This window comes from Mycoplasmopsis lipophila, from assembly GCF_045276895.1.
GTDB lineage: Bacteria > Bacillota_I > Bacilli_A > Mycoplasmatales > Metamycoplasmataceae > Mycoplasmopsis > Mycoplasmopsis lipophila.
In genome coordinates this window covers 620,340-645,420 of record NZ_CP174165.1, presented here as the reverse complement: position 1 = coordinate 645,420, position 25,081 = coordinate 620,340, and the positions used below count along the sequence as shown (strand labels likewise).

The window sequence follows — 25,081 nt, the reverse complement described above, 5'->3', positions numbered from 1 at the left end:
AGTCAATTAAAAATAGAGAATTATTTTTATTTTTTTTAAAAATACAATATAATTTTTATACATATTTTGTTTTATATATCTATAAATAAGAGTAATAAAACAAAAAATAAATTTTAAAGGAGTAAATATGAATTACCAAAATGATGAAGATACATTAGAATTTTCAACAGATGATGATGAAACAAGTGTTTTTGAAGAAGAAGATGTACAACCAGTACAAGATATCACTTATGAACAAATAAAAATGACCACTGATCCTTCTGAAGAAGAATTAAAAGAAGAAATTAAAAGAAAATTCAAAGTTGAAACAATGACTAAAAAAGAATTTTTCATTGAGGTAGCTGAAAGATTAGATGTTCCAGTTAGAGTGGTTGATGAATTTTTTGATGCTTTTGTTTTTGTTCTTAAAGAAAAATTAATTGCTGAAGTAAAGGTTCAACTTTCAACTTTAGGTACTTTTGAAGTTAAAGTTAAAAAAGGAAGAACTACAGTTAACCCATTTCAAGAAAATAAAGAAATTGTTGTTCCTGAAAAACGTATAGTTAAATATACTCCTTCTAAATATTTAAGAGAAATTGTTAATTTTTAATTATTTATTTAAATGTGGTAGAAAATCTATTAATCCAGGATATTCTAATTCAATTTTCTTACCTATTTTTAAAACCTCTTCATATGCAAGAGGTTTTTTATTTCTATTAATATAATCATAAATATCCACAATAAAAAAATCATTATATAAACCAAAGAAAATAATAAAAAAAGCAATACCTCCATTATCAGCTATTTTCTTTAGATAATCAATTTGATGAATTTGAACATTGCTAGATGGTAAAACTTTTTCATTTGTACTTTTTGCTTCAAAAGCAATAAATTTTCCTTGATAGCACCCTATGTAATCAACTGTACTTTTTGAAGATACAATCCCATCTTTTACACTAATTATGTTGTTTTGATTTACGAACAATCTTTTAAAATTTATATTTAAATTTTTCTTTTCTATATAGGCTATTTTATTTTCACTATAGTAATTAATAGTTTTATTAATAATAGACTCTAGTAACATACCTTTATTTTTGTTTATCATACTTATATATATTCATTTTTTAAAATTTTTTGAAAAAATAAAAAAATTTAACAAAAATGGACTATTTTTGTTAAATTTAGAATAGTAATAATTTATTTATAAATAAAAGGAAATTTTATGGCGCATTCAATATCTGGGGCATTTACAAAAAATAAAACTGATGAATTGTATACTCCCAAAATTTTAGTTGACGTTATATATATATATATATATATAAATTGATAAATAAATTAAGAAAAAAATTAAATAGAGAACCAATTATATGATTACCTTTTGATACTAAAAATAGTGAATATGTTCTTTTTTGTGAAAAGAATAATTTTAAATATATATGTTCACATATATGGGAAGGAAAAGATTTTTTTAAATATGAACCTAAAGAATGGGATATAGCTCTTTCTAATCCTCCATTTTCAAAAAAATTAGATGTTTTTAAAAAATTAAACTCTTTTGGTAAACCATGGGCAATGTTAACAAATATTATGTGTTTAAATTATCAAGAAATTGGTAATTATTTTGCTGATAATCCTTGTCAAATGTTAATTGTTGATAAAAGAGTGTCTTTTAATGGTAATCCTTCATCTTTTAATTCTTCATATATTTGTGGTAATAATTTTTTACCAAAAGATTTAATTTTTACACATATAAAACATAATAATGCATTATCAAATTTTACCCCTTCTAAAATGTTTATAAAAAATAAGGAGGAAAAATATGAGTAATTCAGAGAGATTATCAAATGTACTAAAAAATGATGTAAAAGGTGGCAAAGGATTAACAAAGGAATCCGTAAAGCAAGAAAATGAACTATTAGAATCAGTAGAAGAGGTTAAAAGTAAATTAACAACTTTATTCCCAGAATTAGTTTTTAAATTTGAAAAACAACTTTTATTAAAAGATATTGTAGAAAAATTAAGAAAAATTTATCCTAATGAAATATGAAATTTTTATTTTGATAAAACAAATATTAAACCAGATGGAGGATTTTTATATATTGAAGATAAAAATGAAAATAAATATCCAATTTTAATAAGCGAAGCTAAAAAACAAGGGACAAATGATAAACGAATCGAAGAAGGCAAAGGAATTCAAGCACAAGGAAATGCTATTGAAAGATTAGGAAAAAATGTTATAGGATTAAGAACTTGAATGACAAATGAATCGATTTTTCCTTTTGTTTGTTTTGGTTATGGAGAAGATTTTGATAAAAATTCAACAATTTTAGATAGAGTAGTTACTATTGCTGAATTTGGTGAATTATGCAAAATATATTTGCATAACACATTAAAGACAAATAGAGGAAGTTATTTTTTTAAAAAACAAAAATGAAATAAAGAAGAAATGGTTAAAATTTTGTTAGATATTTCAACTAAATCTATATATTATTATTTCTCTAAATATGATGAAAATAATTTTAAAAAATAATAAAAATAAAAAAATCATATTTTACTTATTTAGCTTTAAAATAGTAAAATATGATTTTTTAAATATCGGATTTTAAAATTTTCAACATATTATTTTTATAAATTTCCACACCTGGTTGATTAAATGGATTTACTCCTAATAAGTAAGCTGACATAGCTAATGCTCTTTCAAAAAATTGAAATAAATAACCCAATGTATAAGCAGAAAAATTTTTAAAAGTAAAAATTAAATTTGGTATTTTTCCAGTTGAATAGTGTGCATCTAATGTTGCTTTTTGAACAATATTATTCACTTGATGTAAATTTTTACCATCTAAATATTTAAGATTGTCATAATCAACATCATTAGTTTTGAAATAAATATTTTCATTTATTTCTTTAACTTTAAAAATAGTTTCAAATAAAATTTTTTGTCCATCTTGAATCATTTGTCCTAAAGAATGTAAATCGGTTGAAAAAATAGCATTAGTAGGTAAAATACCCTTATTATTTTTTCCTTCTGATTCTGAAAAAAGTTGTTTTCATCATTCACTTAAATAATAACTTTTAGGTTCATAAAGAACCATCATTTCAACACTATATTTTTTTCCTAGAATAAATCTTGCACAAGCATATTGATAAGCTAAATTTTTATTTAAATCAGGATCTTCCAGTTCAAGATTTAAATCTTTAGCGCCTTCAATAATTTTATCTATATCTATTCCTGCACAAGCAAATGGGAATAAACCAACAGGAGTTAAAACAGAAAATCTACCACCTATATCACTTGGAATTATAAATTTATTATATCCTTTGTTTTTTGCCATATCAGACAAAATTCCCTTATTTTCATCAGTAGTAACAACTATAAAGTTTTTTGCTTGTACAACTCCAACTTGTCCTTCTAACAATTTACGAAATTCTCTAAAAGCAATAGAAGGTTCTAAAGTGGTTCCTGATTTTGAAATTACATTAATGGCAAATCTTTTATTTTCAACATATTTTAATTTATTTATCAAAGTTTCTGCGCTTAAATCATTTCCGGCAAAAAGAAGTTCAATATTAGGTTTTTTTGATGAATAGGAGCCATAGATAAAATCATAGCCAGCTTTAGTTCCTAAATATGAACCACCTATTCCAATTACTACTAAAACTTCAATTTTTTGTTTTTGAAAAGTAGAAGATAATTCTTTAATTTTATCAATGTCTTCAATTGTAATTTTTTCTGGCCAATCCAATCAACCAAGCCATTCTTTTTCTTGGACATTTTTTTTAATTAAATGGTTATGAATAGAATTAACTTTATTTTGTAAAATTTTTATATCATCAAAATTTAAAGCATTAGTTATGTCTAAATCTATATTTTTCATATTAACCTCTTTATTTAAATAAATCTATTAAATTATTTTAATAGATTATCAATTTTATTACTCATTCAAATTAATTTATTTTCTGCTTCTAATTCTGTATTGCCATATGTAGAAATATATATTTTTATTTTAGGTTCTGTTCCAGAAGGACGTAAAGAAATCCAAGAATCATCATTAAAAAGATATCTATACATATTTGATTTTAAAATATCATTTTTTAAGTTGAAATCAATAAAGTTAGCATTTTCCAAATTTAAATTTTTAAAATTATTGATGATTAAATTTACTTGTTTTTTAGTTTTATTTGTTATATCAAAAGAAATAGTTTTTGTTTTTAAAAAACCATATTTTAAATAAATATTTTGTAATACATCATATAAAGTTAAATTTTTATCTTTATAAAAACTTAACATTTTAATTAAGATAACAAACGCTTGTATTGCATCTTTATCTCTTGAAATTGAAGAATCTAATAAGCATCCATTACTTTCTTCAAAAGCAAATAAAAAGTTATTATTTTTATTTTGATTAATGATATGAGTAATTCATTTAAAACCAGTAGGAACTTCAAAAGTTTTAATATTTTTTTGTTTAGCTATTTTAGCAGGTAAATTTGAAGATACAAAAGAATAAGATAAATAATTATTTTTAATATTAACCTTATTTATAGTTAAAAAATAAAAAATTAAAGTTGCTATTTCATTTCCATTAAGCAAAACATATTGATTTTTATGTTTTATTTTTATACCAATTCTATCTGAATCTGGATCAGTTAAAATTATGGCATCAGCGCCTATATTTTGTTTATCATTGTAAAGTTCTGCTCATTTATATGTTTGATTATATTCTGGATTAGGACTAGGGCAATATGAAAAATCTTTATCTTCTTTTGATTGAAAAGGTTCAAAAAATAGATTATTAGAATTTAAAAATATTTTTGTACTTAAATATTTTACATATTTTAACCCTGTTCCATGTAAAGGAGAATATACAATTTTTATATTGTTAATTGGTGAATTAAAATTTAATTTTTCAATTATTTTATTGCAATATTTTTGATATAAATTTTCTTCTATATATTCAACATTATTTATTAATTTACAATCAATATTTAGAGTTTCTTTTGAATTATTATATGGACTAAAATATTTTTTAATATTTTCAACTTCTTCAGGCAAACATTGCCCTCCAAAAGAGTTATATAACTTTATTCCATTGTATTCTTTTGGGTTATGGCTAGCAGTAATATTTATTCCACCTAAGGCATTAAATTTCATAATACAATATGAAACAAAAGGTGTTGGACATATATCTTTACTTAGTTTTACTTTAATGTTATATTTAGATAAAATTTGTGCTGAATAATAAGCAAATTCTTTTGATAAATTTCTATTATCTCTACCTATAATAACAATTTTTTCTTTAACATTAGAATATTTATTTATTAAATATAACCCAAATGCATTAACTATTTGATCAATATAAGCAAAATTTAATTTATCTTGTCCTATACCTACTTTTCCTCGCATTCCTGCAGTTCCCATTTCTAATTTTTTAACTAACATATCTAATATTATAAATATTAGATATTTAAATCAAAATAAAGATTAATAATTTTAATGAAAAAACTTGTAATCAAATTACAAGTTTAGTTTAGTTAATTTGTATAATATCCAAAAACATGGAAGTTAAATTTGAAAGTTTCATTCTTTTTTGTATAGAAAATTGCTTCATATTGAACCACACCCATAGATTTATGGAATGGAGATGCATCTATTTTAATTTTTGTAACTTTATAATATGAATAAATATTTTTATCAAAAGTAAAATGCAAATTGTAAATATTTGCATTACTTCTATATCCATATATTGTTGAATTTTTGTAATCTATTTGAATATTTTCTAATTTTTTAAATCCTGAAATAGTTACATATTTTATGACTGAAGCATTAGAATTTTTCTTTTTTACAGAAATAGGAATTGTTATTTCTCCTTTTATATCATCAATATTTATATAATTATCATCAAGTAATTGGCATTCATAATCTTTTTCTTTATTTATAAGTTTTAATGGAAAATGAGAAGCATAATATTTTTCTTTATTGCTATCATCAATAGTTATATTTTTTATTTCATCAAAAAATATTTTTTTAAATCCTTCTGTTTTATATTCTTTTTTCATTTGTTTATTATTTTCTTTATTTATAAATACTACTCTATATTTTAAAATCCCTTGAGAATCATCTTTTTCAAGTTTATCTATGTAATATTTGTATTTATTTTTATCATATCCATATACATCAACATCTAGAGGATTATTAAAATCTATATCAGAAGGATATTTATTTTCTTTATTTTTAAAATTGAAAGTTATATCAACTTCTTTAAAACTATAAAAATAAACTTTAATATGTATTTTTGAATCATAAGATCGATGTTCAGGTTCATTTTTTTTAGTTAAAATACATACTGATTCAAAATAAGGTTTTTCATAACCTTGTTGTATATATTTAAGATTAATAACTTCTAAATTGTATTTTTCTTTATCATAATCAACAGATTGTTTTATATCTTCTTCATTAATATCAAATGCATATTTTCTTTCAAAAGTTTTATCACTTTTTACACTATTATAAGATTTATAAACTTTATTTGTTTTAATAAAACCCCCTATTTCAAAAGGAGCACGATATATTTTATTATTATTTTTTGTGTCTATAATATCAAAATTTAAAATTAAAAAATCATCATTAGATTCATCATTTTCTATATTTCTTAAAAAGAGTTTATATCTATTATCTTCATTTGATTTAAAATTAATGTCCTCTCTTTTAATTTCTTTAATATAAGATTCTCTTTTATTTTTAGCTAAATCAATATCTAATTTGAATTTTTTTAATCCTTTTATTCACAAGAAAGAATGATATTGATATATTCTATTTTTCTTAGAAATAATAGTATATCTAACTTCAATAGTATCACTAAAATTATTTTGAGTTATACCAGTACAAAAAACTTCATATTCATCTAAATCAACATTTGCAAATTTAATCATTTCTCTATTTATTTCAAATGGAAAATAATTATTAGCATTATTTATATATGCGCTAATATTATTTTCTTTAAATTTATTAAAGAAAAATTTTCTTTCAACTACTACTTCATTATTTTTGTTGTTTCTTAATTGAACATTAAGATATATCCCATGCTCTTTAGGAATACAACTAGAAATAGAAGCATTATATAGATCATGATCATAACCAATTACTTCATAATCTCATTTTCTTGATTCTCATATGTATTTAGATTTATTTTCTTTAAATATGACATCTAAATTATGATAACTTTCATCTTTTTTAAATCCAGTAATTTGTTTATCTTTTAAAATAGTTAAATTTTTAGGATTCTTTTTATCAATAATTTTAATATCTAATGTTATTGTGCCTTTATTTTGATCAAATTTTTTAATTTTAGTTTCTATTAAAAAATTTTCAATATTTTTTCCTTTGTATTCTATAAGTTCAGGAATAATTTCAGATGCATATTTATCTTCTTTATGTGAAACATCATATTTAATTTCTTGTTCTACAATTTGTTGAAAATTTTTTAAAGGATTTTTATTAGCTTTATTTGATTTAGATTTTTGAAAAATTTTAGTAAATTCACATTTACTAGATAAAGATATAGTTGACATAGGGATTGTACTTAGAATACCTAAAGTAAAAATTTTATTGTAAAGTTTTTTAATTTTTCCTCCTTATTAAAAAAACTTCCTATTGGTTAAATTAGTGAATTAGACTTAATTCACCACTTATATATGTACAATTAATCAACAAAAGTATAAAAAAAATTATTTTTTAACAAAAATAACCTTTTTTTATACTTTTCTATTTAATTTCTTTGATTCCATTCATATATGGAACTAATTTTTCTGGAATAGTAATACTTCCATCTTTATTTTGATAATTTTCTAAAATAGAAGCAACAAGACGATCAATAGCTAATCCTGAACCATTTATTGTGTGAGCGTATTGATTTTCACCTTTTTCATTTTTGTATCTAATTTTAGCTCTTCTACCTTGAAAATCACCGAAATAAGATATTGAACTAACTTCACGATATTTTATTTCAGAAGGCATTCATAATTCCAAGTCAATAGTATGCATTGAAGAAAAACCCAAATCACCAGTACATAATCTTACTTCACGATAAGGAATACCCAACAGTTCTAAAATATTTTTTGCATCTTCTACAGTTTTTTCATATTCTTTTCAGGCATCTTTTTCATTTACTAATTTAACTAATTCTACCTTTTTAAATTGGTGATTTCTAATTATTCCCTTTGTATCTTTACCACCTGAACCAGCTTCTGATCTAAAACATTCAGTAAAACCAGTCATTTTCATTGGTTTGGATAAATTAATAATTTCATTATTATATATATTAGTTAAAGTTACTTCAGCGGTAGGGATTAAATAATGTGATAAACCTTCTAAAGCAAAAAGGTCTTCTTTAAATTTTGGTAATTGTCCAGTACCATAAAGCATTTCTGGTTTAACTAAAACAGGAGTAGCAAATTCTATATATCCTCTTTCTAAATGTTGATCTAACATAAAATTTTGTAAAGCTCTAGTTAATTTAGCACCCAAACCTTTGTATAAAACAAATCTTGAGCCTGATAATTTAACCGCTCTTTCTAAATCGATAATGTCTAATTTTTTGCCAATTTCATAATGTGGTAAAACTCCAGCAATTAAACCTCTTCCTAATTTATCATGACATTTTATTATTTGATTACTATTTTCATCTTTTCCAATAGGTACAATATCCAAAGGAATATTAGGAATAGAAAGTAATAATTCTTCTACTTTAGTATCTAATATAGAGGCACTTTTTTCTAATAGTTCTTCTTCTTTTTTTACATTTTCTATGTTTTCTTTTAATTTTTGTAATTCTTCTGGATTATTTTTTAATTTTGCAAATTGTTTTGAAAATTTACTTAATTCAGCTTTTTTTTGCTGAGCTTTAAACATATATTTCCCTCTTTTTGTTCCAAGCTCAACTAATTTATCAAAAATTTCTATATTAAAATTTCTATTTTTAAGTCCTAATCTAACTTTTTCTACATTATCCAAAATATATTTTAAATTAAGCATTTTTTCTCCTTGTTATAAGTTTTATTTAATTTTTTAAAACTTAATTTTTTAATTTAAAGTATTAATTATTTAATTCCAAACATTGCTCTTCTAACTGCTTCTGAATCATTTTCTGAACTTTTTTCTTTAATAATTTTTAAACCAAATTCCATTGCGGCAGCTGCACATTTCCCTGTTATAAAATTATTGGAAACGGTTACCATATCTTCTTTGCGATTATTTAGTTTTTCTAATTCTAAACCTTCTATAGGAAATGAACTATATTCTAATTTTTCTAAATAACCATTTTCTTGCAAAACATTAGGAGCATCGCAAATAGCAAAAATATCTTTTTTATCAATTATAAATTTATCAATAACTGCTAATGATTTTTCATCATTTCTTAATTCTTTTGCACCTACTCCTCCCGGTATAAATAAAGCGTCATATTGATTAAAATCAACTTCATTAGAAAGATTTAAAGTAACAACATTATATTGTCCTGTTGCTTGGATATGTTTAGGATTGTAATAAGTAATTAATTCTAGCAATTTTGCTTTTTGTAAACATGATATAGTTGTTGTTAATTCAATATCATTAAAATATGGATGTACCAAAACTAGTAATTTCATTATTGTCTCTTTTCTATAATTTTATCTTTAGGTTTGTTTATAAAAATTTTATTATTTGTTTTAATTTTTTCATTCTTTTTATTTTCAATAAAATTTGTTTTTTCTTTTTTATTTTTACGAAAATTGGGGGTTAAAATCTTATATTTTTTTGCTAGTGAAATATAGTAGTTAACTACTTGCTCATTAAAGAAATAGTTGAAGTTATTATATTTATTTACCAAATCATTTAAGTCATTAAAAATGTTATCTACAATATTTTTAGAGTATTTATATACCTTAGAATTTTCAATAAATTCTTCTTTATCAACTATTCTAAATTGTTTTCCTGGATATGATTTAATATCTAAATCATAATCAATAAATTTTAGTATTTTATTTTCTAAAATGGGTTTAGATGCCATATTTATATAAATATAGTTTTCATTTTCTTTCAAGGTTGTCAAAGCATTATACATTTGATTTTTAGGCAAAAATCAAATAACAGGATGTTGATATTTTCAAATTTTAAATGGTATTTCTTCCACTTTTGTATTGTTAATTAGCAAAACAAAATGATTTGGAGTATTTCTTAAAATGTAAACATCATGTCATTTTCTATATAAATTTCAATCAGATTTATAAGCTTCTACAACAATTTTGTTTTCATTTTTATCAAAATTTTGATACATTAATTAAACTCTTTGTTTAAGGATAAATAATCATTAAGGACATTTTTTTGTATAGAATAAGTATTTTTACTTTTTCAACTTGAAGAAATTAAATTTTTTTCATCTTCGTTTCTAAATTGTCAACTAGATCTTTTTGTTGTAATTTCTCTATTTTCTGAATAAGTTAAATTATTGTAAATAATTTCATTTTCTTCAATTTTATTATCATTATTTTTATCTATTCAAAAACCTATTTTTTCTCCTAAAGTTTCATTTATTTCACTAAATTTAAAATCCGTATAATAAGGAGTATATTTATTTTCATCAAGTTTTTCATACTCGTTAGACAATAGTGTTTTTCTAATTCCAAAATTGTGAATAATTTGTTTTTTTATATTAAAAGTCAAATATTTATTAGTTTTTTTATTTTTAATAACAATGGCTTTTGCTTCTTTTAATTTATTATCTAAATACCCTGAAAATGCAATAGAATTTAATAATTTTTTATCATTTATTCACACATTTCCATTATTTTTTCACTCATATTCTATATTTGAGTAAATTTGAGAAATATTTTTACCATATCCCATTGTATTTAACATAACTTCCTGAAGTTTTTTAACATAAGGACTATAAGTTATTTCTTTAAAAGAAATAGGATCAAATAACTTCCCTCCATAAGGATTATTTGGATATAAATTTTTGTATTCAAATAAATTTGAACCAAAATCTTTTGTATCAATAATTTTTGGTTTTAAATGTTCAAAACCAATACCTAAATCAAATGTTTTGGCTCAATCTTCTGCATTTGAGAATCCCTCAAATCTTTGATAGGAATTGAATTTTGAAAAATGAGTTCCAGATCAAGAAAATAGTAATTTATTATTTTCAAAATCTTTAACTTCTTTTGTATCTAATTTAGAAATATTAAAATATGGAACATAACCTATTTTTTGTCATTCTCTTGGTATTAATTCTGCTAATGAATAATAATAAGGAATATTTTTCGAATCCAAATAATAACTATTTCCAAAATAATAATTTTTATGTTCAAACAATTTATTTCTAAAAATCTTTCCTTTTTCTACTTTGTTAGAAGCTTCAAATAATTCTTTTAATGATAAAGATAATTGATTATTAGGATTAGATAAAAATTTATAATTAGCTAATTCCTTATCTATTTCAGTAGAATTATCAAAAATTTCATAGTTTAAATTAGATAAAAAATTTTTATAAAAATAAGGATTTCAATAATTTTTTGTTGAAGTAGATTTATTATAATCATTATTTTTAAAATAATATGTATTATAAATTTCATTGTTTTTACTTGAAGCAATTTCAGCATAACAAGTGGCTCAATGATGCATATATTCATGAAAAATTGTAGGTAATATTGCTTTTACTTTGTCCTCAATTGATAAATTTTTTTCAGCATAAGAAGAACTATTTATGAACATTTCTTGAATGTTTGGAATGTACAAACCTTTTACTTTATTATTTAAAATAGTAAAGTCATTAATATTAATTGCTTTTAAAAAGTTTACTTCATTACCAAAAGTTATTTTTTGATGAAATTGTAAAGCAAGATATTTTAATCCTTGTTTTCCTAAATAAAAATGATTAACTCCTAATTTATCTATACCATAACAAAAATCTTTAAATTTTATATGTGTGATTGGATCATTAAAAGTAAGAATTTTATTTTTATTATCATATTCAAAAAATTTTGAATCATTTTTTGAATCCAATATTTCTTTTATTTGTTTTTCATATTCATTATTGCTTTTATAAAGTAAATTAACTTCTTTTAGTGAATCTTTAGAAAGATTAAAATTTTCTAATTTATCATTTATTTTTATTCCACTTTCATTATGAAAAATTTTCTTTTTTATTTGATTTTTATTTCATAAATAATATGAAAAATAAAAAGTGGCACCTATAGTTAATAATGAACCAATAATAATTCAAATTTTTAAATTTTTCTTCATTTTATTCCTATTTTAGTTTGCGAAAAATTTAATCAAAAATTGTTCAAATCCTATTTCTGGTTTAATTTTTCCTATTTTTATTTCATAATCTAAATCTGCTAAAAAAATAATGATAGCTTTTATTTTTATAATTCCATAAATTTCTAATATTTGATAGATTTTTTTAATTCTAAAAATATTTATTTTTAATTCCTTTGAAATATATTCAAAATTTTTTTTATCCAATAAAAAAAAATATATTTTAGAAGATATTACAAACAGGTTATTTATTTGAGAAATAAGATTGCTAATTTCTATATTAAAATTAATTTTTTCTGAATATTTAGATCAAATATTAAAAAAATTTTTGGAATTGAAAGCATTTGAAAAAGAATATATATCTTCATTATAGTAATTACTTATAGATGTATTTATTTGTTCTTTTGATATATGTTTATTTTCAAATAATAATTTTTGAACTTCATAAGAAATAATTTTCATATCATTAGGTAATTTATTTTGTAATAAAATTGCATCTTCAAAAGATATTTGACCATTATTTTCTTTTACAATTTTAATAATTTCATTAGGAATTTGACTTAATGAAATTTTTTGGCATCATTTTCATTCAACACTTTTATTTTGTTTTAAAAAAGAAGTAAATATATTATTATTTAATTTTTCTAAATTATCTATTTCATCTACTACAAAAATTAGTAAATCATTTGTATTTCTTTCTAATGATTTCAAAAATGCATCAATATTTTTTTTATTTTCTATGTCTATTTTTTTGGTGAAATAAGGAAATTTTTTGATAACAATTAATTTATTAGAAAAAAATAAATTTTCTGAATCTATTTCATCAATAATTTCATTTAAATTATCAAAATAGATAATTTCTTTTTTTTGATAATTGTTATATTTTTCTTCAATTTTTTTAATTGTATTTTCTATGTTAAAAATTTCTTCGCCATATAAAATAAACATATTTTTATTATATTTTAATATTTTGTTTTATTTGTTTATTTGTTTTATAAAATAGATATAAAAATAAAGAAAAAAATAAAGCATAATATAGATATAAATATTCAATTTTTATGTTTTCAAAATTTAAAAAATAACTATTCTTATAGGCAAAGTTTAATATTTTTTCTAATCCCATATAAAGAAAATTTAGTAAGTTAAAATTATAAAAAAATGCTATAGATATGCTAAACAATAATTCAAAAATAGGGCTAAAAATTAAAATTCAAAAAATACCAAAAATATTCAAATTTTTATTAACATATATTGACATTCGACTAATAAATATATAAATCATTAATAAAAAAATAAATCATTTTAGATATTTATTGATATTTAAATTTTTAAAAATAGAATTAAAAATTAATATAAAGAATGATATTAAAAAACTAAATATAAAACTGTAGGAAAATACACAATATGGATTAAATATAAAAACAAAAATAGCTGATATTGATAGTGAATCTAATAAGTTAGTTTTTTTATTTAATTCTTTTGTTTTTAATTTTCAAATTATCATAATAAAAGCTCTAAAAGCAGATATAAAACTTTTAATAAAAATTAAATAATAAAATAAAATTCAAATTGTTAAATTGTTTTTTAAATTTTGATTTTTTATTTTATAAAATAATGAATAAATTATTTTATACAAAAGATTAAAATGCATACCTGATATAGCTATCAAATGAATAATATTTAAATCAGATATTTTTGTTTTTATATTAAATTCTTCTAATTGGTATGAAAATAAAATTAATGAAAAATATTTTTTAAAATATTCAGGTTTATTTTCTATAAATTTATAAAAAACATTATGAACTGAGTTATTACAACTGTTTATTTTTAATAATTGAAAATTATTAATTATGTAATTGATTTTATTGCTTTTATAGAAAAATAATAATTTATCATTTTCTAAATTTTGTAATTTGGATGAAAACCATAAAGAATCGTCAATGAAAAAATTAAAATTAATATTATTTCTTCACAACAAAAGATTACCATATTTTTTTGTACTTAAAATATAGTATTTATTTTCTTTTTTAAAAATTCTAGCTTCTATATTTTCAATATTTCTATCTACAAATTGAGCTGAATCAATTTTATTTTTAATAATAAAAAATAAAATTAAAAATAAAATAATAAAAAAGGAAAAAATAAAATGTTTTCAATTTTTTAGTATTTGTAAAATAGAAATCATAAAAACTATAAATCCAAATAAAATTTTTGAACTTAATTTAATAGAATTTAAAGCTATAAAAGCAAAAATTAATATTCAAAAACAAAGAAAAAAATTATTTATAAAATTAAAATTCTTTTTAATTTTTCTAATGTTTTCGGACCTATACCTGATATTTCATTTAAATCTTCTCATGTTATATTTATTTTCTTTTTCCTTAAAAAAATTATTTTTTCTGAAATAGATTTACTAATACCCATATTAATTAGTTGTTCTTTATTATTTAATTCAATTCATTTTATTTTTGATTTTTTTAAAGACAAAACTTTAATTGTTAAATTTTCTTTAATTTTTTCATTTAAATTAAAAGATGATAAATCGCTATTATTTTTAATACCAACTTTTTTAAAAATTTCGAAATATGTAACATCTTTTTTGAATGTATAAGTTCCAGGATATTTTACTTCTCCGAAAACCTTAATAGTTATATATAAATTGTTTTGTTTATATTCATGATTATCTTTTTTATTTTTTTGTATATAAATTGAAGAAAAAGCACTAATTGATGTTAATGAAATGGTAAATATAATAAAAAGAATAATTATTCATTGTTTTTTAGTAAATCTTTTCATACTTATATATGTATATTTTTTTAAAAAAAGATAAAAAATAAAAAAATAGGGGCTATTTTGTTAAATTTTTATCATTTTTTTAATTTTTATTAATAAATATATAAATATTTATATTTTTTGTTATTATATTTTTACATCAGCCAACAGCTATTGAAAAATAGAGGAAAGTCCACGCTAGCACTTTCTGAAATGAAAGTAGTGATCATGCTGAGTCTAATAAACTCAGGCAAAGACGACTAGTGCCACAGAGACGAGAATTGTGAAACGCGGTAAACTCCATGAGCTAGAAACCCAAATTTTGGTAGGGGAATTCTTAATTGGGAACAATAACCAAAAGAGAAAATCGTAAGATTAGATAAATTGTTGGCACCTTAATAGGTACAGAACGTGGCTTATAGATGTTCAACTCCTTTTTTTGGGGGTTGATTTTTTAAATTAAAAAATCACCATTTTTAAAATGGTGATTAAATTTATTAAAATTATTTATTATTTCTAACACGTTCTTTAACATAAGGTAATAAAGCCATAAATCTAGCTCTTTTAATTGCGTTAGCAACTTTTCTTTGATCTTTAGCGCAATTTCCAGTAGAAGCACTAGGTTTAATTTGGCCAGTATTAGTTACAAATTTTTCTAAGAATTTAACATCTTTATAATCTACATATGTAATTTTTGAATCACATAATTCACATCTACGTTTTTTAAAATTCAATTTCTTTTTATTATTAATCATAATTCTCCTAATTAATCTTCATCAAGATCAACAAATCCATATTTATTATCTGAAGGAGCGTTGTTTATTGTATAAGTATTTGTTTGTTCCGGATTCATACTCATCATTTTTTCTTGAGTATTATTGTTTTTGTAATTTAAATTAATTGTTTGAGTACTTTCTCTCATTTCACGAGCTTTTTTAGTTTCTAATAAAGTTAAATTTTCAACCACAACTTCAATGTTTCTTACAGTTTCACCTTGAACATTTTTAAATTGCGAATTTGAAATATAACCTTCAATAGAAATTAGAGAACCTTTACCAGCATATTTTTTTACAAAATCAGCTTGATTTCTTCAAACAACAAAAGGAATAAAATCAGTTACTTCATCAGAAGCTTGACCTACTCTTCTACTTATAGCAATTGTAGAACGAACATATGTAATTCCACTTGTAGTGGTATTAGCATTTATATCTCTAGCAATTCTTCCTATTAAAATTACTTTGTTCATTTTTCTCCATTCAAAGTTAGATTAAATAACTATTTTTTAGTAAATTCTTTTTTTATGTTTGATTGAACTTTATCAGTTTTTTCATTGTTTGTAGATTTTTGATTGTCAACTCTAACTGGCTTTTTGTTAAATTCATTTGAACGTTTAAAATCTTTAAAATTTTTAAATACTTTTTTATTTTTAAATACTTTATTTTTACCTTTTTCAGTACTTAAATTAATAATTAAATGTCTTCATATGTTTTTTGAAATATTTGCTTTACGTGAAAATTCATAGATTTTTTCAGAAGTTGATTTAACTTCAAAAACAACATATTGACCTTTAATTGATTTGTTTATAGGATATGCTAAATCAGTGATATCTAATCTTTCTTCTTTAGCAATTGATTCTTTACCGAAAATTTCTTCAACTAAATTATGTGCTAATCTAGCTTCAATTTTTGGATCAAGAATTACCATAATTTCATAATTGTTCATTTTTCTCCTTTTGGACATCAGGGTATAAAAAAACCAAGGAGTATTTCTACTCATGCTTTATTATATATTATTAATATATAAAAAAATATAATTTTGTATTATTTTTGTTATTAAAAAATTAACTTTTTTTACTATAAAATAGATAAAAATAACAAAATTATTAGTTAATACACTTATTTTATTATTAATATTTTTATTTTATTCATTAAAATAAAATGATTATAATTTTAATATTATAAATATTCTTAAAGGAGAGTATTATGCAAACTATTATTTTTGATAAACATATCAAAAAATTAAATAAAAAATATGATTTTCAAAAGAAAGATCAAAGAAAAGAAATATTAAAAATTCTTTTAGATTATGCTATTTCATTAGATATTAATCCTATTTATGCTGATTCATTTATGCCTCTTCCTGCATATTATTTAGATGATGAAAATGATCCTAGAATTGTTTTGTATACATTAAGAAAAGAACTCTTTCCTAATATTGATTATGATTATTCAGAAACATTAGGAAATAAAAACTTTCCAAATGTTTCTGAATTAAAATCACAATTTAATCAAATTTATACTAAATTTACAAGTGAGTTTACAGGATTGGACTTTATAAAAGAAGAACCTCAAATTGGTGATTATGTAAAATTATTTAATGCAGATAAACAAAAAGTTTATACTGGTGTTTTAGAAGAAAATCCTAGAAAACAAATTTTTAACATTAATTGATTTGATGGAAAATCTTCGGGGGATTATTTAGAATTAAAATTTGGATCAAAAAATTATAATTTGCAAATTATTGGATATGCAAGAAAAAATGAAAACAAAAAATTAGAATATGTAGATTTGCAATGATACTTTCCATTTGATAATTTAAATTCATTAGATAATTTTTATAAAAAAATGAAACTTAAAGTCTTTACAAAATTATTACTAGATAATATTGTTTATGATTTTTTGACATATCAAATGGAATTCATAGAAATGAATTATGAATTTGAAAATTTAAATGATTTAATAGCAATGTATGAAATTCAAACAGGTTCTAAAAATGCAAAAGTTGAAATTATTTTAAAACTTATTTCTTGAATCAATTCATTTAATCATCATGATTTAAATTTAGATTTACACCAAAAAACTATTATGAAAGAAATGGCAAATGTTTATTTTGAAAAAGATGATAGATATGACGAAGAAACAGGTTTTAATACTTTCAATGAATATCTTAATTTAATTAAAATTTCTAATAAAAATGCTTATGAAACAATTTTGACTTTATTAAATGAATTTTCATTATAAATATAAAAAATAAGTAGTTTAAAAGCCTACTTATTTTTTATATTCTTCTATTAAATTATTTAATTTTATTAATCAACTATTCATTGTTGCTTTTGGTATAAAAATATCATATTCATTATTTATTATTTGTGAAAGGTTTTTTAATGATTCATAAGGATATTTCTTTTTTTGTTGAAAAAAGAAAATTTGTTTTTCATTAAAAAAATATTCTAATTTATTTGAAAAAAGCAAATTAATATTGTTTAAATGTTTTTCTGTAGAAACTGCTATTTTATTTAAATTACATATATCAATATTATTTATTCTATTTACATTATTAGTAAGATCACGTCTTATTTTTGCATCTTCAAAAGTAAAAAAAGAATTTATTGCTTCAATAGCTTTTAAAAAATCACTAATTTGCTCTTGTTTAGAAATATAAATTAAATAATGTTGTTTATGCTCTAACATTTTGAAATTAAAGTTATATGTATTTAATTTATTCATTATAAAATTTATAAATTCTTTAGAGTTAGAAGATAGTCTTAAGTGATAAGTAGTAGAAGACAAATTTTTTATGGATCCACCTCCACAAAAAACCCCAGCAAAAAAACTTGATCAATGATTAAATTTTTCGCTTAAATTAAAGTTATTTTTATCAAAAACTAGATATTGTTGATGGTTAATAAAAATTCTTTCTAAGTTTAAATTGATTTTTTTAAAAAAATAAATAATATATTCTTTTATTTCTTTAGATTTAATATTTAAATAAATTTTATTTTTATTTTTCTCTATACCTGCTGAATAAACAAAACCCCTCAAAAATTCATTTATTTGAGGAAGTGTTTTTATATTTTTAATAATTTCAAATTTGATTGTTTTTGTAAAATTTATCATTATACACATCGTTTTTATATCTTAAAAAATAAAAAAAGCGGCTCCCTATTCTCCCTTCACAGGTACCTTCGGCGTAAAAGGGCTTAACTACTGAGTTCGGAATGGTATCAGGTGATCCCCTTTGCTATGACCACTAGTAATTATTATATACCATAGTTAAAAAAATTTTTTTATTTTTTTTAGAATATTTTTTTATTTTCTAATATACATAAAAATAATATAGCACATTAGATAAAATAATATTTTTAACTAAAAAAATATTATTCATTGAATAATATAATTAAAAGATATGATAAAAATTTATGTATGTGGTCCAACAGTTTACAATAGTATTCATATTGGTAATATTCGTCCAATAGTTACAATAGATTTAATGTTAAAAGCAGCTAGATGACTAAATATAGATTTTAAGTTTATTCACAATATTACTGATATAGATGACAAAATAATATTAGAAGCAAAAAAACAAAATATACCTGAAGAGCAATTATCAAAAAAATATGCTGATGAATATATTGAAATATTGCAATTATTAAATGTTGATACTATTACTAATTTGGAATATGTGACTAAAAATTTAGATGTTATAAAATCTTTTATTAAAAAATTAATTGATTTAAAAAAAGCGTATAAAGATAAAGAGAATAATGTTTGGTTTGATATTCAAACTAGTTTGAAAGAATATGGAAAAATTTCTAATAGAAAATTAGATGAAATGATTTTTGAAGAAGAAAATTCAAAATTAAAAAAACATCCAGCTGATTTTGCTTTATGGAAAAATACAAATATAGGAATTAAATTTGATTCTGAGTTCGGAATGGGAAGGCCTGGGTGACATACAGAATGTGTAGCTTTAATAAATAAAGTTTTTAAAGGGGAAACAATTGATTTTCATGGAGGAGGAATAGATTTAACATTTCCACATCATGAAAATGAAAATATTCAGCATTATGCTGTAAATGGAAAAAGTTTAACAAAAAAATGAATTAGGACTGGACAAATTAATTTAAATAATATTAAAATGTCAAAATCTTTAGGAAATGTCATTTTAGCTAAAAACTTTTTATCTAATGAACATTATGCTGATTACTATAAACTTTTTATTTTAAATTCCAAATTTTCATCACCTATTAATTTCAATGATGAATTTATGAATAATATAACTAAAATTTATAAAAAATACAAAAAAGCTTATTTTAAAATAAGTACATTTTTTTATAAAAAAAATAATTTAAAAATAAATAAAAATATAGTAAATAAAACTTTAAATGAATTATTTAATGATATTTATAGTCTTAATTTTTCTGATTTTAATTATAAATTTAATGAAATTATTAAAAATATAAACAAAGAAGAAAATATAGATAATTATGAAATTTTTAAAACCATTACCAAAGTTTTCCACTTTGATTTTACAAATGATTTATACCTTAATAAATACTTAGATATTTTTGATAAATGAGCCTATTTTATAGATAAAAAAGAATATTCAGAAGCGGATAAATTAAGACAAGAATTAATAGAAAATGATTTAATTTAGAGTTTGTAAAATTTAATAAAATTCAAGGAGAAAAAATGGAAAAATTATACATGTGTGGTCGAAATAGTGTAATTGAAGCCATACAAAGCAATTACCCAATTGAATGTTGTTTTGTATCTAATGAAAATGCTTTACAAGAAATAAAAAAAATAAACAACAACATTAAGGTTATTGTTCAAGATAAATTAGAATTAAATAAAAAAACAAGTCAAAATCATCAAGGATATATTGCTTTAATTAGAGAAATAAATTTTTATGATTTTGAAATTTTAAAAAAAGATCTGCCAAACAAAGTATTAGTTCTTGACCATTTATATGATCCTCATAATTTTGGAGCTATTTTAAGAACAGCTAATGCTTTTGGTATAAAACATATTATTTATCCAAAAGATAGAAGTGTTGAAATAAATTCAACAGTTTTAAAAATAAGTAGTGGTGGTTTTATAGGTATTAAATTTATTAAAGTTAATAGCATTAGTGCTACTATAACAAAATTAAAAAATATGAATTTTTGAACCTATGGAACAGTTTTGAATTCAAAAGCTAGTTCTTTATTAAAAACAAATTTTAATTTTCCTTTGGCGTTAGTAGTTGGAAATGAAGAAAAAGGCACTAGTAAATCAACATTAAGCTTGGTAGATTCATTTATATATATTCCTCAAGAAGGAACTGTACAATCTTTAAATGTTTCTGTTGCAACAGGAATTTTACTTTATGAAATTTCTAAACAACAAAAATAAAAGTAAGGAAATTTATGAATTTATTGAAAATTAAAAAAGAAGATGACAATTTAATTGCTAATTTTTTAAGAATAGCAAATAATGATAAAATTGTCAAATTTTTAACCATTAATTATGATGATGAATTAACCAAGTTATCTCAAGGAATTTACAAAAGATATTCTAATGTTCCATTTCAAGAAAATGATTTTTATAATATTTGTTTATATCAAGCAACAATAGTTGCTAAAGAATATAATGAAAATTTAAATGTTCCATTTATAAAATATTTATTATTTGCTACAAAATTATTATTAATGACTGAAGCAAAATATTGACTCAGAAAGAAAAGAATTCATAATAGTATAATGATAAATTTAAGATATGAAATTACTGTTGATGATGCTGAAATAGATGTTGTAGATCAAGATTCTTTAATTGAAATTAATAAAAATATAAATTCAATTGATTGAAATAAATTTGTTTTAAATTTATCTATTAGCCAAAAAAGAATTACTTATGATTTGCTTTCTAATGATTCAGAAGGAATGAAAAAACTATATACAACTTATAAGTTGAATAAAGTTAGAAAAGAAATATTAAATTGTTTAACTAATTTTTATGGAAATGATGATAGATACATATAAAATTTACTTATATATTTATTTATATTTGTAAGTATTATTTATATAATTTATAAATATGTTAAAGTCAAAAATTTCATTATGTTGTGAAGAATGTTGCATAAAAAATTATGTAACAAATAAAAGTCATACATCAACAAAAAGAATAATGGTAAATAAATATTGTTCAAGATGTAAAAAACATACACTTCATAAAGAGGAAAAATAATATGAGAAAAAAAGAAAATTTATTAGATCAATCTAAAAAAAATAAAAAAATTAGGCAAAAAAAATATTATTTTAGAAAATTTGTTAAAGAATTAAAAAGAGTAAGATGATCTAAACCTAAAGATAATTGAATTGCTTTTTCACAAATATTATTATTTACAATTATTTTTACCATTATTATCGTTCTTTTTGCTACTGGAATTACTTTAATTTGAAAACAAATAGGAATTGAAACTAACCTATAGGAGAAAAAATGGAAAAATTTGCTTGATATATGATTTCTACTGTTTCAGGAAAAGAAGATTTAGTTATAGAATCTTTGAAAAATAGAATAATAGCTGAATTAGTTGAAGAATGTTTTGATATGACTGCTACAGAAGAAAATGGTGCTTTTAAAATTTTTAAAAAACCAACTTTAACTTCTAGAGAATTAGTTAAAAAACAAAATGGTGAAGATTATAAAATTAAATGGGTAAATATGTATGGTGGATATATTTTTATAAAAATGCTTATGACTGATGATGCATGATTTGTTATTCGTAATACCCAATATGTAACTGGTTTAATTGGTTCATCTGGAAAAGGAGCAAAACCAACTCCTGTTTCTCAAAAAGAAATTAACAAAATGTTTGATGCTGAAAAAAGAGCAATGGAAGAATTTAAATTGGAAAAAACTTTTTCTAAATTTAAAAAAGATGATCTTTTAGAAGTTGTTGAAGGACCTTTTAAAGGTGAAATTGGTAAAGTTTTAGAATGTAATGATGTTCAAAAAACTGTTCAAATAGAACTTGAAATTTTTGGTAAAAGAACCCCAACTGATTTATCTTATGATGTTGTTAAAAAACATGAATAAAAAACGTTTTAGCCTATAAAACAGACTAAAACGTTTTTTTATTGCATTTATATTTGGTGCATATTTGTTAAAATATGCAAATGGTGCCGACAACTGGACTTGAACCAGCGACCCCATCCTTACCATGGATGTGCTCTACCGACTGAGCTATGACGGCATATTGCTTTATTATATTAAAAAATATAAAAAAATAAAATTTTTATTTTAATAAATAAAAATAAAAAATAATTGTTTTTATATAATAAAAATATGTCAAATTCTAATAATAATTATGATGAAAACAGTATACAACAACTAAAAGGTTTAGATGCTGTTAAAAAAAGACCAGGTATGTATATTGGAAGTACTGATGTAAATGGTTTACATCACTTGGTTTGAGAAATTGTAGATAACTCAATTGATGAAGCATTGGGTGGTTTTGCTACAGAAATTAGTGTCGTATTAACTAAGGAGGGTTCAGTACGTGTAGCTGATAATGGTAGAGGTATTCCTGTTGGAAAAACTTCATCTGGAAAAACAGCAGTTGAACTTGTTTTTACAGAATTACATGCTGGTGGAAAGTTTAATGAAGGTGCTTATAAAACTTCTGGAGGATTACATGGAGTAGGTTCTTCAGTTGTAAATGCTTTATCAACAAAATTAAAAGCAACTGTATATAGAGATAAGGGAATTTATGAAACTATATTTGAAAAAGGTGACAAAATAGTACAAAGGACTAAATTATTAGGACCTACAAACAAACATGGTACAGTGGTTGAGTTTTGGCCAAATTATGAAGTCTTTAAATTTGCAAAATTAAGTTTTGAAGTTATTTCTGAAAGATTAAGAGAAAGTAGTTTTTTAGTTGGTGGATTAAAAATCATTTTATTAGAAGAAAGTACTGGTAAAAATAATACTTTCTTATATGAAAATGGATTACAAGCATATATTGAATTTATAAATGATTCCAAAAATGGATTGGGTTCAATTTATACATTTAAAGAAACAAAAAATGATATAGAAGTTGAATGTGGTTTTCAATATACAGATAGTTATAATGAAACTATTGTAAGTTTTGTTAATAATGTTAAAACTAAAGATGGTGGAACACATGAAATTGGATTAAAAACCGCTTTAACAAAAGTTTTTAATGAATTTGCTTTAGAACAAAAAGCTTTAAAAGGAAAAAATACTTTTGATGGAGAAGATATTAGAGAAGGTATTACTTTAATTCTTTCTTTAAAAATTCCTGAAAAATATTTAGAATTTGTAAGTCAAACTAAAGAAAAATTAGGAACACCCGAAGCTAAAGGTGTTGTTGATGAAATTGTTTCTAAACATTTAAGAATTTGAATTAATGAAAATAAACAATTAGCAAAAGGAATTTTAGAAAAAATTAAAAAAGCTTCTGAATCAAGGGCTGCTGCTAGAAAAGCAAGAATTGAAGCTAGATCAAATAAAAATGCTTTAAAAGAAAAACAAATTTTAAGTGGTAAGTTAACTCCAGCACAAAGTAAAATTGCTTGAGAAAAAGAATTATTTTTAGTTGAAGGTGATTCTGCTGGTGGTTCAGCTAAATTAGGAAGAGATAGAAAATATCAAGCCATTTTACCCTTAAGAGGTAAGGTTATTAATACTGAAAAGGCAAGACTTTTTGAAATTTTAAAAAATGAAGAAATAGCAACCATAATTAATACTATTGGTGCTGGTGTTGGAGAAGATTTTGATATAGAAAAAGCTCAATATGGAAAGGTAGTCATTATGACAGATGCTGATACAGATGGAGCACATATTCAAATTCTTTTATTAACTTTCTTCTTTAGACATATGCGCCAATTAATTGAAAAAGGAAGAGTATACATAGCAATGCCTCCTCTATTTAAAATTTCTTCAAAAGTTAAAAAAGATAATATTTACGCTTGAGATGAACAAGAATTAAGAAAAATTTTGGATAAACCAGGTTATAAAGCAGCTGAAGTTCAAAGATATAAAGGTCTTGGTGAAATGAATGCTGAACAATTATGAGAAACTACTATGAATCCTAAAACTAGAACTTTAATTAAAGTAAAAATTGAAGATGCTGCCTTAGCAGAAAGAAGAGTTTCTACTTTAATGGGTGACAATGTAGAACCTCGTAAAGAATGAATTAATAACAATGTTGAATTTTCATTAGAAGATAATTTCATAATTTAAG

Annotated in this window: 26 protein-coding genes, 1 tRNA gene, 1 rRNA gene and 1 other RNA gene; 12 read left to right on the top strand and 17 right to left on the bottom strand. The window is 21.5% G+C overall.

The window, feature by feature from the left end; all coding sequences use genetic code 4:
* Window positions 1-127 precede the first annotated feature (127 nt).
* Window positions 128-589 (top strand): HU family DNA-binding protein, encoded by a 462-nt coding sequence (locus tag ACJA27_RS02870; protein ID WP_406617801.1) that lies wholly within the window; start codon window positions 128-130, stop codon window positions 587-589.
* Here the strand turns inward: ACJA27_RS02870 and recU are convergent, their stop codons facing one another.
* Complete coding sequence (gene recU / locus ACJA27_RS02865) at window positions 590-1,084, bottom strand: Holliday junction resolvase RecU (RefSeq protein ID WP_406617800.1); 495 nt, start codon at window positions 1,082-1,084, stop codon at window positions 590-592. It lies immediately after the preceding gene.
* Between the two features lie 218 nt (window positions 1,085-1,302).
* Here recU and ACJA27_RS02860 point away from each other — a divergent pair, with 218 nt between their 5' ends.
* Window positions 1,303-1,806 carry a hypothetical protein gene (locus ACJA27_RS02860; RefSeq protein WP_406617799.1) on the top strand — a complete coding sequence of 168 codons (504 nt, stop codon included), beginning with the start codon at window positions 1,303-1,305 and terminating at the stop codon, window positions 1,804-1,806.
* Window positions 1,799-2,509 (top strand): EcoRI family type II restriction endonuclease, encoded by a 711-nt coding sequence (locus ACJA27_RS02855; protein WP_406617798.1) that lies wholly within the window; start codon window positions 1,799-1,801, stop codon window positions 2,507-2,509. Before ACJA27_RS02860 ends, ACJA27_RS02855 begins: the two co-directional genes overlap by 8 nt.
* A 58-nt stretch (window positions 2,510-2,567) precedes the next feature.
* Here the strand turns inward: ACJA27_RS02855 and ACJA27_RS02850 are convergent, their stop codons facing one another.
* From ACJA27_RS02850 to ACJA27_RS02805, 10 genes are all read right to left on the bottom strand, one after another.
* Complete coding sequence (locus ACJA27_RS02850) at window positions 2,568-3,857, bottom strand: glucose-6-phosphate isomerase (RefSeq protein WP_406617797.1); 1,290 nt, start codon at window positions 3,855-3,857, stop codon at window positions 2,568-2,570.
* A gap of 32 nt (window positions 3,858-3,889) precedes the next feature.
* Window positions 3,890-5,422, bottom strand: coding sequence for a phospho-sugar mutase (locus ACJA27_RS02845; RefSeq protein WP_406617796.1), 1,533 nt, complete (start codon window positions 5,420-5,422; stop codon window positions 3,890-3,892).
* Window positions 5,423-5,514: 92 nt separating this feature from the next.
* Window positions 5,515-7,551, bottom strand: coding sequence for a hypothetical protein (locus ACJA27_RS02840; RefSeq protein ID WP_406617795.1), 2,037 nt, complete (start codon window positions 7,549-7,551; stop codon window positions 5,515-5,517).
* A 193-nt stretch (window positions 7,552-7,744) separates the two neighbouring features.
* Window positions 7,745-9,013: a serine--tRNA ligase gene (gene serS, locus ACJA27_RS02835; RefSeq protein WP_406617794.1), complete on the bottom strand. Its 1,269-nt coding sequence runs from the start codon at window positions 9,011-9,013 to the stop codon at window positions 7,745-7,747.
* Between the two features lie 65 nt (window positions 9,014-9,078).
* The gene (locus tag ACJA27_RS02830; RefSeq protein ID WP_406617793.1) at window positions 9,079-9,624 is read right to left on the bottom strand and encodes a DJ-1/PfpI family protein; all 546 of its coding nucleotides are present in this window, start codon (window positions 9,622-9,624) and stop codon (window positions 9,079-9,081) included.
* On the bottom strand, window positions 9,624-10,292 hold the full coding sequence (locus ACJA27_RS02825) for a DUF402 domain-containing protein (RefSeq protein WP_406617792.1): 669 nt from the start codon (window positions 10,290-10,292) through the stop codon (window positions 9,624-9,626). Before ACJA27_RS02825 ends, ACJA27_RS02830 begins: the two co-directional genes overlap by 1 nt.
* On the bottom strand, window positions 10,292-12,259 hold the full coding sequence (locus ACJA27_RS02820) for an MYPU_1760 family metalloprotease (protein ID WP_406617790.1): 1,968 nt from the start codon (window positions 12,257-12,259) through the stop codon (window positions 10,292-10,294). Before ACJA27_RS02820 ends, ACJA27_RS02825 begins: the two co-directional genes overlap by 1 nt.
* A 12-nt stretch (window positions 12,260-12,271) precedes the next feature.
* The gene (gene holA, locus ACJA27_RS02815) at window positions 12,272-13,225 is read right to left on the bottom strand and encodes a DNA polymerase III subunit delta (RefSeq protein ID WP_406617789.1); all 954 of its coding nucleotides are present in this window, start codon (window positions 13,223-13,225) and stop codon (window positions 12,272-12,274) included.
* A gap of 7 nt (window positions 13,226-13,232) precedes the next feature.
* A complete protein-coding gene (locus tag ACJA27_RS02810) occupies window positions 13,233-14,636 on the bottom strand; it encodes an MAG0480 family ComEC-like protein (RefSeq protein WP_406617788.1) in 1,404 nt (467 codons plus the stop codon).
* On the bottom strand, window positions 14,561-15,073 hold the full coding sequence (locus ACJA27_RS02805; RefSeq protein ID WP_406617787.1) for an MAG0490 family ComEA-like DNA-binding protein: 513 nt from the start codon (window positions 15,071-15,073) through the stop codon (window positions 14,561-14,563). The genes ACJA27_RS02810 and ACJA27_RS02805 overlap by 76 nt, the downstream gene beginning before the upstream one ends.
* A 132-nt stretch (window positions 15,074-15,205) precedes the next feature.
* Here ACJA27_RS02805 and rnpB point away from each other — a divergent pair.
* An RNA gene (gene rnpB, locus ACJA27_RS02800) (RNase P RNA component class B) lies at window positions 15,206-15,473 on the top strand.
* Window positions 15,474-15,552: 79 nt separating this feature from the next.
* Here rnpB and rpsR read toward each other — a convergent pair.
* The 3 genes from rpsR to rpsF are packed head-to-tail and all read right to left on the bottom strand — an operon-like array spanning window position 15,553 to window position 16,771.
* Complete coding sequence (gene rpsR / locus ACJA27_RS02795; RefSeq protein WP_406617786.1) at window positions 15,553-15,804, bottom strand: 30S ribosomal protein S18; 252 nt, start codon at window positions 15,802-15,804, stop codon at window positions 15,553-15,555.
* An 11-nt stretch (window positions 15,805-15,815) separates the two neighbouring features.
* On the bottom strand, window positions 15,816-16,295 hold the full coding sequence (locus tag ACJA27_RS02790) for a single-stranded DNA-binding protein (RefSeq protein ID WP_406617785.1): 480 nt from the start codon (window positions 16,293-16,295) through the stop codon (window positions 15,816-15,818).
* Window positions 16,296-16,324: 29 nt separating this feature from the next.
* Window positions 16,325-16,771: a 30S ribosomal protein S6 gene (rpsF, locus tag ACJA27_RS02785; RefSeq protein ID WP_406617784.1), complete on the bottom strand. Its 447-nt coding sequence runs from the start codon at window positions 16,769-16,771 to the stop codon at window positions 16,325-16,327.
* Window positions 16,772-17,031: 260 nt separating this feature from the next.
* Between rpsF and ACJA27_RS02780 the strand changes: the two genes are divergently transcribed.
* Window positions 17,032-18,069, top strand: coding sequence for a hypothetical protein (locus ACJA27_RS02780; RefSeq protein WP_406617783.1), 1,038 nt, complete (start codon window positions 17,032-17,034; stop codon window positions 18,067-18,069).
* Between the two features lie 30 nt (window positions 18,070-18,099).
* Here the strand turns inward: ACJA27_RS02780 and whiA are convergent, their stop codons facing one another.
* Together whiA and rrf are read right to left on the bottom strand one after the other, a co-directional pair.
* The gene (whiA, locus tag ACJA27_RS02775) at window positions 18,100-18,945 is read right to left on the bottom strand and encodes a DNA-binding protein WhiA (RefSeq protein WP_406617782.1); all 846 of its coding nucleotides are present in this window, start codon (window positions 18,943-18,945) and stop codon (window positions 18,100-18,102) included.
* A gap of 32 nt (window positions 18,946-18,977) precedes the next feature.
* A 5S ribosomal RNA gene (rrf, locus tag ACJA27_RS02770) occupies window positions 18,978-19,083 on the bottom strand.
* 151 nt (window positions 19,084-19,234) lie between these two features.
* Between rrf and ACJA27_RS02765 the strand changes: the two genes are divergently transcribed.
* The 6 genes from ACJA27_RS02765 to nusG are packed head-to-tail and all read left to right on the top strand — an operon-like array spanning window position 19,235 to window position 22,908.
* Complete coding sequence (locus ACJA27_RS02765) at window positions 19,235-20,485, top strand: class I tRNA ligase family protein (RefSeq protein WP_406617781.1); 1,251 nt, start codon at window positions 19,235-19,237, stop codon at window positions 20,483-20,485.
* 35 nt (window positions 20,486-20,520) lie between these two features.
* Complete coding sequence (gene rlmB / locus ACJA27_RS02760) at window positions 20,521-21,225, top strand: 23S rRNA (guanosine(2251)-2'-O)-methyltransferase RlmB (protein WP_406617780.1); 705 nt, start codon at window positions 20,521-20,523, stop codon at window positions 21,223-21,225.
* Between the two features lie 14 nt (window positions 21,226-21,239).
* Window positions 21,240-21,851, top strand: a complete 612-nt coding sequence (locus ACJA27_RS02755) for a hypothetical protein (protein WP_406617779.1) — start codon at window positions 21,240-21,242, stop codon at window positions 21,849-21,851.
* A 55-nt stretch (window positions 21,852-21,906) separates the two neighbouring features.
* Window positions 21,907-22,056, top strand: a complete 150-nt coding sequence (rpmG, locus tag ACJA27_RS02750; RefSeq protein WP_406617778.1) for a 50S ribosomal protein L33 — start codon at window positions 21,907-21,909, stop codon at window positions 22,054-22,056.
* A gap of 1 nt (window position 22,057) precedes the next feature.
* Complete coding sequence (gene secE, locus ACJA27_RS02745; RefSeq protein ID WP_406617777.1) at window positions 22,058-22,300, top strand: preprotein translocase subunit SecE; 243 nt, start codon at window positions 22,058-22,060, stop codon at window positions 22,298-22,300.
* Between the two features lie 8 nt (window positions 22,301-22,308).
* Window positions 22,309-22,908: a transcription termination/antitermination protein NusG gene (nusG, locus tag ACJA27_RS02740; RefSeq protein WP_406617776.1), complete on the top strand. Its 600-nt coding sequence runs from the start codon at window positions 22,309-22,311 to the stop codon at window positions 22,906-22,908.
* An 81-nt stretch (window positions 22,909-22,989) separates the two neighbouring features.
* Here the strand turns inward: nusG and ACJA27_RS02735 are convergent.
* Window positions 22,990-23,065, bottom strand: a tRNA-Thr gene (locus ACJA27_RS02735).
* Window positions 23,066-23,157: 92 nt separating this feature from the next.
* Here ACJA27_RS02735 and parE point away from each other — a divergent pair.
* On the top strand, window positions 23,158-25,080 hold the full coding sequence (gene parE, locus ACJA27_RS02730) for a DNA topoisomerase IV subunit B (RefSeq protein WP_406617774.1): 1,923 nt from the start codon (window positions 23,158-23,160) through the stop codon (window positions 25,078-25,080).
* The last annotated feature ends 1 nt before the right edge of the window (window position 25,081 follow it).